This is a genomic window from Pseudomonas sp. S3_E10 (assembly GCF_054667615.1).
In genome coordinates, this window is record NZ_CP162743.1 from 3,410,224 (window position 1) to 3,424,488 (window position 14,265).

10 protein-coding genes, 6 tRNA genes and 2 rRNA genes are annotated in these 14,265 nt (G+C 54.1%); all 18 read left to right on the forward strand.

Features of this window, described 5'->3' with window-relative positions:
* The first annotated feature begins 39 nt into the window (after positions 1-39).
* The 18 genes from AB4N98_RS15500 (at position 40) to rpoB (ending at position 14,219) form a co-directional block, all read left to right on the forward strand.
* A tRNA-Ile gene (locus tag AB4N98_RS15500) sits at positions 40-116 on the forward strand.
* A 30-nt stretch (positions 117-146) separates the two neighbouring features.
* A tRNA-Ala gene (locus AB4N98_RS15505) sits at positions 147-222 on the forward strand.
* Between the two features lie 234 nt (positions 223-456).
* Positions 457-3,348: ribosomal RNA gene (locus AB4N98_RS15510) — 23S ribosomal RNA — on the forward strand.
* 157 nt (positions 3,349-3,505) lie between these two features.
* Positions 3,506-3,621, forward strand: a 5S ribosomal RNA gene (gene rrf, locus AB4N98_RS15515).
* 158 nt (positions 3,622-3,779) lie between these two features.
* The gene (birA, locus tag AB4N98_RS15520) at positions 3,780-4,739 is read left to right on the forward strand and encodes a bifunctional biotin--[acetyl-CoA-carboxylase] ligase/biotin operon repressor BirA (protein WP_017525952.1); all 960 of its coding nucleotides are present in this window, start codon (positions 3,780-3,782) and stop codon (positions 4,737-4,739) included.
* Positions 4,729-5,478 (forward strand): pantothenate kinase, encoded by a 750-nt coding sequence (locus AB4N98_RS15525; protein ID WP_017525953.1) that lies wholly within the window; start codon positions 4,729-4,731, stop codon positions 5,476-5,478. Before birA ends, AB4N98_RS15525 begins: the two co-directional genes overlap by 11 nt.
* A gap of 7 nt (positions 5,479-5,485) precedes the next feature.
* Positions 5,486-5,923, forward strand: coding sequence for a hypothetical protein (locus AB4N98_RS15530; protein ID WP_017525954.1), 438 nt, complete (start codon positions 5,486-5,488; stop codon positions 5,921-5,923).
* Between the two features lie 142 nt (positions 5,924-6,065).
* Positions 6,066-6,150: transfer RNA gene (locus tag AB4N98_RS15535), tRNA-Tyr, on the forward strand.
* Between the two features lie 23 nt (positions 6,151-6,173).
* Positions 6,174-6,247: transfer RNA gene (locus AB4N98_RS15540), tRNA-Gly, on the forward strand.
* A 25-nt stretch (positions 6,248-6,272) separates the two neighbouring features.
* Positions 6,273-6,348, forward strand: a tRNA-Thr gene (locus AB4N98_RS15545).
* 158 nt (positions 6,349-6,506) lie between these two features.
* Positions 6,507-6,582, forward strand: a tRNA-Trp gene (locus AB4N98_RS15550).
* A gap of 45 nt (positions 6,583-6,627) precedes the next feature.
* Positions 6,628-6,996 carry a preprotein translocase subunit SecE gene (gene secE / locus AB4N98_RS15555; protein WP_016969478.1) on the forward strand — a complete coding sequence of 123 codons (369 nt, stop codon included), beginning with the start codon at positions 6,628-6,630 and terminating at the stop codon, positions 6,994-6,996.
* A gap of 9 nt (positions 6,997-7,005) precedes the next feature.
* Complete coding sequence (gene nusG, locus AB4N98_RS15560) at positions 7,006-7,539, forward strand: transcription termination/antitermination protein NusG (RefSeq protein WP_003176436.1); 534 nt, start codon at positions 7,006-7,008, stop codon at positions 7,537-7,539.
* A 116-nt stretch (positions 7,540-7,655) separates the two neighbouring features.
* Positions 7,656-8,087 carry a 50S ribosomal protein L11 gene (gene rplK, locus AB4N98_RS15565; RefSeq protein WP_003176435.1) on the forward strand — a complete coding sequence of 144 codons (432 nt, stop codon included), beginning with the start codon at positions 7,656-7,658 and terminating at the stop codon, positions 8,085-8,087.
* Entirely contained in the window at positions 8,087-8,782 is a 696-nt protein-coding gene (rplA, locus tag AB4N98_RS15570; RefSeq protein WP_003176434.1) for a 50S ribosomal protein L1, read from the forward strand. The genes rplK and rplA overlap by 1 nt, the downstream gene beginning before the upstream one ends.
* 199 nt (positions 8,783-8,981) lie before the next feature.
* Positions 8,982-9,482, forward strand: coding sequence for a 50S ribosomal protein L10 (gene rplJ, locus AB4N98_RS15575; protein WP_010174464.1), 501 nt, complete (start codon positions 8,982-8,984; stop codon positions 9,480-9,482).
* Between the two features lie 78 nt (positions 9,483-9,560).
* The gene (rplL, locus tag AB4N98_RS15580; protein ID WP_003176432.1) at positions 9,561-9,926 is read left to right on the forward strand and encodes a 50S ribosomal protein L7/L12; all 366 of its coding nucleotides are present in this window, start codon (positions 9,561-9,563) and stop codon (positions 9,924-9,926) included.
* Positions 9,927-10,145: 219 nt separating this feature from the next.
* The gene (rpoB, locus tag AB4N98_RS15585) at positions 10,146-14,219 is read left to right on the forward strand and encodes a DNA-directed RNA polymerase subunit beta (protein WP_017525955.1); all 4,074 of its coding nucleotides are present in this window, start codon (positions 10,146-10,148) and stop codon (positions 14,217-14,219) included.
* Positions 14,220-14,265: the final 46 nt, after the last annotated feature.

Genomic DNA, 14,265 nt, shown 5'->3' on the forward strand with positions numbered 1-14,265 from the left:
TGATTCATTGAAGAAGACGATAAGAAGCAGCCCGAAATTGGGTCTGTAGCTCAGTTGGTTAGAGCGCACCCCTGATAAGGGTGAGGTCGGCAGTTCGAATCTGCCCAGACCCACCAATTTTGTGTGGGAAACGCCTGTAGAAATATGGGGCCATAGCTCAGCTGGGAGAGCGCCTGCCTTGCACGCAGGAGGTCAACGGTTCGATCCCGTTTGGCTCCACCACTACTGCTTCTGACGTATGAAAGCTTAGAAATGAGCATTCCATCCTAGCGATGGTGAATGTTGATTTCTAGTCTTTGATTAGATCGTTCTTTAAAAATTTGGGTATGTGATAGAAAGATAGACTGAACGTTACTTTCACTGGTAACGGATCAGGCTAAGGTAAAATTTGTGAGTGATTACAGATTTTCGGCGAATGTCGTCTTCACAGTATAACCAGATTGCTTGGGGTTATATGGTCAAGTGAAGAAGCGCATACGGTGGATGCCTTGGCAGTCAGAGGCGATGAAAGACGTGGTAGCCTGCGAAAAGCTTCGGGGAGTCGGCAAACAGACTTTGATCCGGAGATGTCTGAATGGGGGAACCCAGCCATCATAAGATGGTTATCTTGTACTGAATACATAGGTGCAAGAGGCGAACCAGGGGAACTGAAACATCTAAGTACCCTGAGGAAAAGAAATCAACCGAGATTCCCTTAGTAGTGGCGAGCGAACGGGGACTAGCCCTTAAGTGGCTTTGAGATTAGCGGAACGCTCTGGAAAGTGCGGCCATAGTGGGTGATAGCCCTGTACGCGAAAATCTCTTAGTCATGAAATCGAGTAGGACGGAGCACGAGAAACTTTGTCTGAATATGGGGGGACCATCCTCCAAGGCTAAATACTACTGACTGACCGATAGTGAACTAGTACCGTGAGGGAAAGGCGAAAAGAACCCCGGAGAGGGGAGTGAAATAGATCCTGAAACCGTATGCGTACAAGCAGTGGGAGCCCACTTTGTTGGGTGACTGCGTACCTTTTGTATAATGGGTCAGCGACTTATTTTCAGTGGCGAGCTTAACCGAATAGGGGAGGCGTAGCGAAAGCGAGTCTTAATAGGGCGTCTAGTCGCTGGGAATAGACCCGAAACCGGGCGATCTATCCATGGGCAGGTTGAAGGTTGGGTAACACTAACTGGAGGACCGAACCGACTACCGTTGAAAAGTTAGCGGATGACCTGTGGATCGGAGTGAAAGGCTAATCAAGCTCGGAGATAGCTGGTTCTCCTCGAAAGCTATTTAGGTAGCGCCTCATGTATCACTGTAGGGGGTAGAGCACTGTTTCGGCTAGGGGGTCATCCCGACTTACCAAACCGATGCAAACTCCGAATACCTACAAGTGCCGAGCATGGGAGACACACGGCGGGTGCTAACGTCCGTCGTGAAAAGGGAAACAACCCAGACCGTCAGCTAAGGTCCCAAAGTTATGGTTAAGTGGGAAACGATGTGGGAAGGCTTAGACAGCTAGGAGGTTGGCTTAGAAGCAGCCACCCTTTAAAGAAAGCGTAATAGCTCACTAGTCGAGTCGGCCTGCGCGGAAGATGTAACGGGGCTCAAACCATACACCGAAGCTACGGGTATCACGTAAGTGATGCGGTAGAGGAGCGTTCTGTAAGCCTGTGAAGGTGAGTTGAGAAGCTTGCTGGAGGTATCAGAAGTGCGAATGCTGACATGAGTAACGACAATGGGTGTGAAAAACACCCACGCCGAAAGACCAAGGTTTCCTGCGCAACGTTAATCGACGCAGGGTTAGTCGGTCCCTAAGGCGAGGCTGAAAAGCGTAGTCGATGGAAAACAGGTTAATATTCCTGTACTTCTGGTTATTGCGATGGAGGGACGGAGAAGGCTAGGCCAGCTTGGCGTTGGTTGTCCAAGTTTAAGGTGGTAGGCTGGAATCTTAGGTAAATCCGGGATTCTAAGGCCGAGAGCTGATGACGAGCTAACTTTTAGTTAGCGAAGTGGTTGATGCCATGCTTCCAAGAAAAGCTTCTAAGCTTCAGGTAACCAGGAACCGTACCCCAAACCGACACAGGTGGTTGGGTAGAGAATACCAAGGCGCTTGAGAGAACTCGGGTGAAGGAACTAGGCAAAATGGCACCGTAACTTCGGGAGAAGGTGCGCCGGTGAGGGTGAAGGACTTGCTCCGTAAGCTCATGCCGGTCGAAGATACCAGGCCGCTGCGACTGTTTATTAAAAACACAGCACTCTGCAAACACGAAAGTGGACGTATAGGGTGTGACGCCTGCCCGGTGCCGGAAGGTTAATTGATGGGGTTAGCTAACGCGAAGCTCTTGATCGAAGCCCCGGTAAACGGCGGCCGTAACTATAACGGTCCTAAGGTAGCGAAATTCCTTGTCGGGTAAGTTCCGACCTGCACGAATGGCGTAACGATGGCGGCGCTGTCTCCACCCGAGACTCAGTGAAATTGAAATCGCTGTGAAGATGCAGTGTATCCGCGGCTAGACGGAAAGACCCCGTGAACCTTTACTATAGCTTTGCACTGGACTTTGAATTTGCTTGTGTAGGATAGGTGGGAGGCTTTGAAGCGTGGACGCCAGTCTGCGTGGAGCCAACCTTGAAATACCACCCTGGCAACTTTGAGGTTCTAACTCAGGTCCGTTATCCGGATCGAGGACAGTGTATGGTGGGTAGTTTGACTGGGGCGGTCTCCTCCTAAAGAGTAACGGAGGAGTACGAAGGTGCGCTCAGACCGGTCGGAAATCGGTCGTAGAGTATAAAGGCAAAAGCGCGCTTGACTGCGAGACAGACACGTCGAGCAGGTACGAAAGTAGGTCTTAGTGATCCGGTGGTTCTGTATGGAAGGGCCATCGCTCAACGGATAAAAGGTACTCCGGGGATAACAGGCTGATACCGCCCAAGAGTTCATATCGACGGCGGTGTTTGGCACCTCGATGTCGGCTCATCACATCCTGGGGCTGAAGCCGGTCCCAAGGGTATGGCTGTTCGCCATTTAAAGTGGTACGCGAGCTGGGTTTAGAACGTCGTGAGACAGTTCGGTCCCTATCTGCCGTGGACGTTTGAGATTTGAGAGGGGCTGCTCCTAGTACGAGAGGACCGGAGTGGACGAACCTCTGGTGTTCCGGTTGTCACGCCAGTGGCATTGCCGGGTAGCTATGTTCGGAATAGATAACCGCTGAAAGCATCTAAGCGGGAAACTAGCCTCAAGATGAGATCTCACTGGAACCTTGAGTTCCCTGAAGGGCCGTCGAAGACTACGACGTTGATAGGTTGGGTGTGTAAGCGCTGTGAGGCGTTGAGCTAACCAATACTAATTGCCCGTGAGGCTTGACCATATAACACCCAAGCAATTTGACTACTCGAAAGAGCATCAGATTGCGGTGTGTGAAGACGAAACGAACCGAAAGTTTGTAACTCACAAAACACCGACTGCTGTCACATACCCAATTTGCTGAAGCGAGGCCATCTGGTCACGAGTCAGTACCCGAATTTCTTGACGACCATAGAGCATTGGAACCACCTGATCCCATCCCGAACTCAGCAGTGAAACGATGCATCGCCGATGGTAGTGTGGGGTTTCCCCATGTGAGAGTAGGTCATCGTCAAGATTAAATTCCGAAACCCCATTTGCGAAAGCAGATGGGGTTTTGTTTTGGGCGCTCGAAAAGTGCGAAGAGGCTCATCGCGGCTTGGCGATGTGCGGCCTTTCTATGCAATGCCTGCTCGCATGGCTATCATGCGTGCCTCATTGTGAGGCGATACTTGCATGCTTACGCTGTTAGAACTTCTGAAAGATGGCCGATTCCACTCCGGTGAGGCGCTGGGTGCGGCCTTGGGCGTTAGCCGCAGTGCTGTGTGGAAGCAGCTCCAGCTTCTTGAGGTCGAATTGAATCTACCTATTCATAAGGTGCGTGGTAAGGGGTATCAGTTGGCATCGCCGCTGGTATTTCTGAGTGCGCAAGAAATAGCGCTAAGTGCCCCGTCGTTAGCTTGGCCTATTCATATTTACGATTCCATTGATTCCACTAATGCAGAGGCGTTGCGCCTAGTAAGCACCTCGCACGCAACACCCTTCTTGGTGCTAGCCGAGCAGCAAATGGCCGGGAGGGGGAGGCGCGGCAGAAAATGGATCAGTCCATTCGCCCAAAATATCTATTACAGCCTTGCACTGCGCATTGAGGATGGCCTTCGCCAATTGGAGGGGCTAAGTCTTGTTGTAGGTTTGGCGGTGATTCAAGCCCTGCGTGAGTCGGGCGTGCAGGGGGCGGTTCTGAAATGGCCGAACGACGTGTTGGTAGGGCAGAAGAAAATTGCCGGGATATTGCTGGAGTTGGTGGGGGATCCTGCTGACATCTGCCACGTTGTCCTCGGTATCGGAATTAATGTGAATATGCAAAAGGCTGATGAGGTTGATCAGCAATGGACTTCTGTGCGGCTTGAAACGGGTTCTGCTGCCAATCGTAACTCTCTGGTAGGGCGGGTCGGCCTGCAGCTCCAGAGCTATCTTGATCGACACAAGGCAGCTGGTTTTTCCGCCCTCCAGGAGGAGTGGGAGCAAAATCATGGCTGGCAGGGCCGGTCGGTGTCGCTCATAGCAGGTGTTAACCGTGTGGATGGCGTGGTGCTCGGTGTTGATCATCAAGGTGCGTTGCGCCTAAGTGTTAATGGCGTTGAGAAAACGTACAGCGGTGGGGAGTTAAGCCTGAGGTTGCGTGATGATTCTTGAGCTCGACTGTGGGAATAGCTTTATCAAGTGGCGTGTACTGGAGGCGGGCAGTGTAAGTGTCGTCGCTGAAGGTGTTGTCGGTTCGAATATCGCTTTGATCGAGAGTCTTCTGGCCGCCCCGGCCTTATTACTGACGCGGTGCCGGTTGGTGAGCGTTCGTGCTCTGGAAGAGACCAACAAGCTGATCGAGGCTTTGGTCGAGGCTTTTGATGTCACCGTTTGCTGCGCAACGTCTGCAGTTGAAATGGCGGGCGTGCGAAATGGTTATGAGGATTTCGAGCGGCTTGGTCTTGATCGCTGGTTGGCGATCCTTGGCGGGTACAAATTGGCATCAGGTGCTTGTCTGGTGCTGGATTTCGGTACTGCGGCGACCGCGGATTTCGTTACTGCGGACGGCGAGCATTTGGGGGGCTTTATTTGCCCTGGTATGCCTCTTATGCGCAACCAGTTGCGAACGCATACCCGCAAGATACGCTACGACGACGCTGCGGCTGGGCGGGCTCTTGAGCGAGTGTTGCCGGGGCGCACAACTGCCGAGGCGGTTGAGCGAGGCTGTATGCTAATGCTGAGAGGGTTTGTGCTAACCCAAGTCGAGCTTGCCAGGAGTTACTGGGGGGATGACTTCATGGTGTTTCTGACCGGTGGAGACGCTGACCTGGTCTCCGATGCCGTTCCGCAGGCGCGGCTCGTTCCTGATCTGGTATTTGTTGGTCTGGCAATGGCGTGTCCTTTGTCTTGAGGTGTTTATGCGTTGGCTGTTCTTGCTTCTACTGATTCTCAACGTTTTCTACTACATATGGCATCAGCAGGAGGCGCCATTGCGCGCCAAGGACGTAACCCCCCTGAGCCTTTATCGAGGTTCCCAGCAGGATATTCGCCTGCTAAGTGAGTCTTCTGAGGCGATGACTCGGCGGGATCGGGCGAAAGCGTCCGATACGTGCCTGTACATTGGTGGATTCGCCGATCAGCGTCAGGCGCAAACTGTCGAACAGCGTCTCACTAGCCTGGATATAAAGGTCAAGGTCCAGTTCTTGAGTGCGCCTGACGTTTCTGGGTACTGGCTTCGAGTGGCTCCTGAAAGCAGGCGCTTGGCCGACGATCTGTCCTTTGAAAACCTTGCCAAGGAATTCAATGAGTTAAAACATAAAATAATGCTGTGCGAAGGCATTGCAACTGCCGATTAGTTTGCATAGAATGGCGCCCGCTTCGCAGTGAAGACCTTTAAGGTCTGCATGGTGAAGCGAGTGTCAATGCAGCTAACCTCATAATTTAAATGAGAAAATGCTTGACAGAAGGTCGGCGTGATGTAAAATGCCGGCTCGCTTAGGAGGGGTTCCCGAGCGGCCAAAGGGATCAGACTGTAAATCTGACGTCTACGACTTCGAAGGTTCGAATCCTTCCCCCTCCACCATTTTAGCGTGAGCTGCAAGCTCCGCGGGTATAGTTTAGTGGTAGAACCTCAGCCTTCCAAGCTGATGATGCGGGTTCGATTCCCGCTACCCGCTCCAAGTTTGCAGGTTGTGCAAGTGTTTTGCTCTTGTAGCTCAGTTGGTAGAGCACACCCTTGGTAAGGGTGAGGTCAGCGGTTCAAATCCGCTCAAGAGCTCCATATGACAAGGCAGATATGAAAATATCTGCCTTTGTTTTAACAGCTGTACCGGCTTGATGGTGTCGCGCCCAGTGTTCTTGGGTGATTTCAAGTGTGTTGGTGGCGGTTGTTGTAAAGTCTTTTTCAGGCCTGCATAATGGTCGGCCTGATTTTGTTTTAGGTCAGTAGCTCAATTGGCAGAGCGACGGTCTCCAAAACCGTAGGTTGGGGGTTCGATTCCCTCCTGACCTGCCAGATTCACGTGGTGTGTCTGGCTTTCTTTTCACAGGATCTTCATAGATGACTCCTAAGGCTGAAGCTCAAAGCTCTCGTTTCGATCTGGTCAAGTGGCTCGCTGTAGTTGTCTTGGTGGTCGTAGGCGTTGTTGGCAATCAGTACTATTCTGCTTCGCCGATCCTGTACCGTGTGCTCGCTTTGCTTGCTCTTGCTGCTGTGGCTGCCTTTGTGGGCCTGCAGACTGCTAAGGGGAAGTCTTTCGCGGTCCTGGTGAAGGAGGCTCGCACCGAGATCCGTAAAGTCGTTTGGCCGACTCGCCAAGAAACCACGCAGACCACGTTGATCGTTGTGGCTGTTGTTCTGGTTATGGCGTTGCTGTTGTGGGGGCTTGATTCCCTGCTCGGCTGGCTTGTTTCCTTGATTGTTGGCTAAGGGTGTCCCGTGGCTAAGCGTTGGTACGTTGTGCATGCTTACTCGGGTTACGAGAAGCATGTCATGCGCTCGTTGCTAGAGCGCGTAAAGCTGGCAGGCATGGAAGATGGCTTCGGCGAAATTCTGGTTCCCACTGAAGAAGTGGTTGAAATGCGGAATGGCCAGAAGCGCAAGAGTGAGCGCAAGTTCTTCCCTGGCTATGTTTTGGTACAGATGGACATGAACGAAGGTACTTGGCACTTGGTCAAGGATACCCCTCGTGTCATGGGCTTCATCGGTGGTACTGCCGATAAGCCTGCTCCTATCACCGACAAAGAGGCGGAAGCAATTCTGCGTCGTGTTGCTGATGGTAGCGACAAGCCTAAGCCGAAGACGCTTTTCGAGCCGGGTGAGGTTGTTCGTGTCACAGATGGTCCGTTCGCAGATTTCAACGGTACTGTCGAAGAAGTTAACTACGAGAAGAGCCGGATCCAAGTGGCAGTGCTCATTTTCGGTCGCTCTACTCCGGTAGAGTTGGAGTTCAGTCAGGTCGAAAAGGTCTAGCTGAGCAAGCATCCCAACCCCGCAGCTTAGGCTGTGGGGTTTTGTCGTCACTGGGATAAACGCGCAAGTAACCGGGGAGCCTTTCGAGGCGCTTGAACCCGTAATTGGAGTGCCTCATGGCCAAGAAAATTACCGCTTACATCAAGCTGCAAGTGAAGGCCGCTCAGGCCAACCCTAGCCCACCCGTCGGTCCAGCTCTGGGTCAGCACGGCGTGAACATCATGGAATTCTGCAAGGCCTTCAACGCCCGTACTCAGGGGCTTGAGCCAGGTCTGCCGACTCCAGTGATCATCACTGTATACAGCGACCGTAGCTTCACTTTCGAAACCAAGTCGACCCCGGCTTCGGTTCTGTTGAAGAAAGCTGCTGGTCTGACTAGCGGTTCCGCTCGTCCTAACACCGTTAAGGTTGGCACCGTGACTCGTGCTCAGCTGGAAGAAATCGCGAAAACCAAAAACGCGGATCTGACTGCAGCTGATATGGATGCAGCCGTGCGTACCATCGCCGGTTCTGCTCGTAGCATGGGCCTTAACGTGGAGGGTGTGTAATGGCTAAGCTGACCAAGCGCCAAAAGGCTATCGCCGGCAAAATCGAAGCGGGCAAGTCCTACAACTTTGTAGACGCTGCTGCTCTGCTGACCGAGCTGTCGACTGTCAAGTTCAGCGAGTCTGTTGACGTTGCTGTGAACCTGGGTGTTGACCCACGTAAATCCGACCAGGTCGTTCGTAGCGCTACTGTGCTGCCACACGGTACTGGTAAGACTGTACGTGTTGCTGTCTTCACCCAAGGCCCTGCAGCTGAAGCTGCTCTGGCTGCCGGCGCTGATCGCGTGGGTATGGACGACCTGGCTGCCGAAATGAAAGGCGGCGACCTGAACTATGACGTCGTTATTGCTTCCCCGGATGCAATGCGTGTTGTAGGTCAGTTGGGTCAGATCCTGGGTCCACGTGGCCTGATGCCTAACCCTAAAGTCGGCACTGTAACGCCAGACGTAGCTACCGCGGTTAAAAACGCCAAGGCTGGTCAGGTTCGTTATCGCACCGACAAAAACGGCATCATTCACACTTCCGTTGGCAAAGTCGGCTTCGATGCCGTCAAGCTGAAGGAAAACGTTGAAGCCCTGATCGCTGATCTGAAGCGTATCAAGCCTGCTTCCTCGAAAGGTATCTACGTCAAGCGCGTTACCCTGAGCACCACTATGGGCCCAGGTCTGGTCATCGACCAAGGCTCGCTGGACGTATAAGACACAAATTGGCGCAAGCGATTGCGCCGATTGGAAAAATTGGGGTCCCTGCCTGGCGGGGGCTATCCAAGACCGTAGGCGACGAAAGTCTTAAACCACAAGCCTACGCAGATGGTGCTCCCGGTTCCTTACCGAATCAGACACCAAAACGACATCCGGCTTCGGCCAGATGAAACGGTAACAAGCAGGAGTTAAACCCGTGGCAATTAATCTCGAAGACAAGAAGGCCATCGTCGCTGAAGTCAACGAGGCTGCCAAAGCTGCTCTGTCCGCTGTCGTGGCTGATGCCCGTGGTGTGACAGTAGGCGCTATGACCGGACTCCGTAAAGAGGCTCGTGAAGCTGGCGTATACGTACGTGTTGTACGTAACACCCTGCTCAAGCGCGCTGTTGCTGACACTGAATACAGTGTCCTCAACGACGTGTTCACTGGCCCGACTCTGATCGCGTTTTCCAAGGAACATCCAGGTGCTGCTGCCCGTTTGTTCAAGGAATTTGCCAAGAGTCAGGATAAGTTCGAGATCAAGGCAGCTGCGTTCGAGGGCAAGTTCCTCGCAGCTAACCAAATCGACGTACTGGCAACACTGCCGACCCGTAACGAAGCTATTTCTCAGCTGATGAGCGTGATTCAAGGCGCTACCAGCAAGTTGGCTCGTACTCTGGCCGCAGTTCGCGAGCAAAAAGAAGCTGCCGCAGCCTAAGGCTGAGCGACTTCTCTCGCGTATTTTTGTTTATTTCGATGGCCGCGTAGGCCGTCCCCCAATTCAGGAAATACAGCAATGTCTATCTCCCAAGACGATATCCTCAACGCCGTAGCTGAAATGTCGGTTCTGCAGGTTGTTGAGCTGATCAAAGCTTTCGAAGAAAAATTCGGCGTTTCCGCTGCCGCTGCTTCCGCTGGTCCAGCTGTTGCTGCTGTCGCTGCTGAAGAGCAAACCGAATTCAACGTCATGCTGCTGGAAGCTGGCGAGAAGAAAGTAAACGTGATCAAGGCAGTACGTGAGCTGACCGGTCTGGGCCTGAAAGAAGCCAAGGCTGTAGTTGACGGCGCTCCTGCCCAGGTTCTGGAAGCAGTGTCGAAAGACGCCGCTGACAAAGCCAAAGCTACTCTGGAAGAAGCAGGCGCTAAAGTCGAGCTGAAGTAAGCATCGACCTTGCGTCTCCAGCCCACGCGTTAAGCTGAAGGCTGATGGCTGGTGGCACTTGCCACCGGCCTTTTTCCGTTCTTGGTTGTCGACTCGGTCGCTACCATTAACGCGCTGTAGCCACCCGATGCGGTGGTGCAAACCATGGGGTTTGCGAGATTTTCTGGCTGCTCCCGTCGGAGGGGCCAAACAAGCAGGTGACCAAGCTGGGGAACGCTGATGGCTTACTCATATACTGAGAAAAAACGTATCCGCAAGGACTTTAGCAAGTTGCCGGACGTCATGGATGTCCCGTACCTTCTGGCTATCCAGCTGGATTCGTATCGTGAATTCTTGCAGGCGGGAGCGACCAAAGATCAGTTCCGCGACGTGGGCCTGCATGCGGCCTTCAAATCCGTTTTCCCGATCATCAGCTACTCCGGCAATGCTGCGCTGGAGTACGTCGGTTATCGCCTGGGCGAACCGGCATTTGATGTCAAAGAATGCGTATTGCGCGGTGTTACGTACGCCGTACCTTTGCGGGTAAAAGTCCGTTTGATCATTTTCGACAAAGAATCGTCGAACAAAGCGATCAAGGACATCAAAGAGCAAGAAGTCTACATGGGCGAAATCCCATTGATGACTGAGAACGGTACCTTCGTTATCAATGGTACCGAACGTGTGATCGTTTCCCAGCTGCACCGTTCGCCGGGCGTGTTCTTCGACCACGACCGCGGCAAGACGCACAGCTCCGGTAAGCTCCTGTACTCCGCGCGGATCATTCCGTACCGCGGTTCGTGGTTGGACTTCGAGTTCGATCCGAAAGACTGCGTGTTCGTGCGTATCGACCGTCGTCGCAAGCTGCCGGCCTCGGTACTGCTGCGCGCGCTCGGCTATACCACTGAGCAAGTGCTGGATGCTTTCTACACCACCAACGTATTCAGCCTGAAGGATGAAACCCTCAGCCTGGAACTGATTGCATCGCGTCTGCGTGGTGAAATTGCCGTTCTGGACATCCAGGATGAAAAAGGCAAGGTCATTGTTGAGGCGGGCCGCCGTATTACTGCGCGCCACATCAACCAGATCGAAAAAGCCGGTATCAAGTCGCTGGACGTGCCTCTGGACTACGTCCTGGGTCGCACGACCGCCAAGGTCATCGTTCATCCGGCTACAGGCGAAATCCTGGCTGAGTGCAACACCGAGCTGAACACCGAGATCCTGGCGAAGATCGCCAAGGCCCAGGTTGTTCGCATCGAGACCCTGTACACCAACGATATCGACTGCGGTCCGTTCATCTCCGACACACTGAAGATCGACTCCACCAGCAACCAATTGGAAGCGCTGGTCGAGATCTATCGCATGATGCGTCCTGGTGAGCCGCCAACCAAAGACGCTGCCGAGACCCTGTTCAATAACCTGTTCTTCAGCCCTGAGCGCTACGACCTGTCTGCGGTCGGCCGGATGAAGTTCAACCGTCGTATCGGTCGCACCGAGATCGAAGGTTCGGGCGTGTTGTGCAAGGAAGACATCGTTGCGGTCCTGAAGACCCTGGTCGACATCCGTAACGGTAAAGGCATCGTCGATGACATCGACCACTTGGGTAACCGTCGTGTTCGCTGCGTAGGCGAGATGGCTGAAAACCAGTTCCGCGTTGGCCTGGTACGTGTTGAGCGTGCGGTCAAAGAGCGTCTGTCGATGGCTGAAAGCGAAGGCCTGATGCCGCAAGACCTGATCAACGCCAAGCCAGTGGCTGCGGCGGTGAAAGAGTTCTTCGGTTCCAGCCAGCTTTCCCAGTTCATGGACCAGAACAACCCGCTCTCCGAGATCACCCACAAGCGCCGTGTATCCGCACTGGGCCCGGGCGGTCTGACGCGTGAGCGTGCAGGCTTTGAAGTTCGTGACGTACACCCGACGCACTACGGTCGTGTTTGCCCGATCGAAACGCCGGAAGGTCCGAACATTGGTCTGATCAACTCCTTGGCCGCTTATGCGCGCACCAACCAGTACGGCTTCCTTGAGAGCCCGTACCGCGTGGTGAAAGACGCTCTGGTCACCGACGAGATCGTTTTCCTGTCCGCCATCGAAGAAGCTGATCACGTGATCGCTCAGGCTTCGGCCACGATGAACGACAAGAAAGTCCTGATCGACGAGCTGGTAGCTGTTCGTCACTTGAACGAGTTCACCGTCAAGGCGCCGGAAGACGTCACCTTGATGGACGTATCGCCCAAGCAGGTAGTTTCTGTTGCGGCGTCGCTGATCCCGTTCCTGGAGCACGATGACGCCAACCGTGCGTTGATGGGTTCCAACATGCAGCGTCAAGCTGTACCGACCCTGCGCGCTGACAAGCCGCTGGTAGGTACCGGCATGGAGCGTAACGTAGCCCGTGACTCCGGCGTTTGCGTCGTGGCTCGTCGTGGCGGCGTGATCGACTCCGTTGATGCAAGCCGTATCGTGGTTCGTGTTGCGGATGATGAAGTTGAAACTGGCGAAGCCGGTGTCGACATCTACAACCTCACCAAATACACCCGCTCGAACCAGAACACCTGCATCAACCAGCGTCCGCTGGTGAGCAAGGGTGATCGCGTCCAGCGTAGCGACATCATGGCCGACGGCCCGTCCACCGATATGGGTGAGCTGGCACTGGGTCAGAACATGCGCATCGCGTTCATGGCATGGAACGGCTTCAACTTCGAAGACTCCATCTGCCTGTCCGAGCGTGTCGTTCAAGAAGACCGCTTCACCACGATCCACATTCAGGAACTGACCTGTGTGGCACGTGACACCAAGCTTGGGCCTGAGGAAATCACTGCAGACATCCCGAACGTGGGTGAAGCTGCACTGAACAAGCTGGATGAAGCCGGTATCGTTTATGTAGGTGCTGAAGTTGGCGCTGGCGACATCCTGGTCGGTAAGGTCACTCCGAAAGGCGAGACCCAACTGACTCCGGAAGAGAAGCTGCTGCGTGCCATCTTCGGTGAAAAAGCCAGCGACGTTAAAGACACTTCCCTGCGTGTACCTACCGGTACCAAGGGTACTGTCATCGACGTACAAGTCTTCACTCGTGACGGCGTTGAGCGTGATGCTCGCGCACTGTCCATCGAGAAGACTCAGCTCGACGAGATCCGTAAGGACCTGAACGAAGAGTTCCGTATCGTTGAAGGCGCGACCTTCGAACGTCTGCGCTCCGCTCTGGTAGGCCACAAGGCCGAAGGCGGCGCAGGTCTGAAGAAAGGTCAAGACATCACCGACGAAATCCTCGACGGTCTTGAACACGGCCAGTGGTTCAAACTGCGCATGGCTGAAGATGCTCTTAACGAGCAGCTCGAGAAGGCTCAGGCTTACATCGTTGATCGTCGCCGTCTGCTGGACGACAAGTTCGAAGACAAGAAGCGCAAACTGCAGCAGGGCGATGACCTGGCTCCAGGCGTGCTGAAAATCGTCAAGGTTTACCTGGCAATCCGTCGCCGCATTCAGCCGGGCGACAAGATGGCCGGTCGTCACGGTAACAAAGGTGTGGTCTCCGTGATCATGCCGGTTGAAGACATGCCGCACGATGCCAATGGCACCCCGGTCGATGTGGTCCTCAACCCGTTGGGCGTACCTTCGCGTATGAACGTTGGTCAGATCCTTGAAACCCACCTGGGCCTCGCGGCCAAAGGTCTGGGCGAAAAGATCAACCGCATGATCGAAGAGCAGCGCAAGGTCGCAGACCTGCGCAAGTTCCTGCACGAGATCTACAACGAGATCGGCGGTCGCAACGAAGAGCTGGACACCTTCTCCGATCAGGAAATCCTGGATCTGGCGAAGAACCTGCGCGGCGGCGTTCCAATGGCTACCCCGGTATTCGACGGTGCCAAGGAAAGCGAAATCAAGGCCATGCTGAAGCTGGCAGACCTGCCGGAAAGCGGCCAGATGCAGCTGTTCGACGGCCGCACCGGCAACAAGTTCGAGCGCCCGGTTACTGTTGGCTACATGTACATGCTGAAGCTGAACCACTTGGTAGACGACAAGATGCACGCTCGTTCTACCGGTTCGTACAGCCTGGTTACCCAGCAGCCGCTGGGTGGTAAGGCTCAGTTCGGTGGTCAGCGTTTCGGGGAGATGGAGGTCTGGGCACTGGAAGCATACGGTGCTGCATACACTCTGCAAGAAATGCTCACAGTGAAGTCGGACGATGTGAACGGTCGTACCAAGATGTACAAAAACATCGTGGACGGCGATCACCGTATGGAGCCGGGCATGCCCGAGTCCTTCAACGTGTTGATCAAAGAAATTCGTTCCCTCGGCATCGATATCGATCTGGAAACCGAATAACACGTGACGCGAATCGAGAGCGAGGCAGTGATGCCCGCTCTCTGCT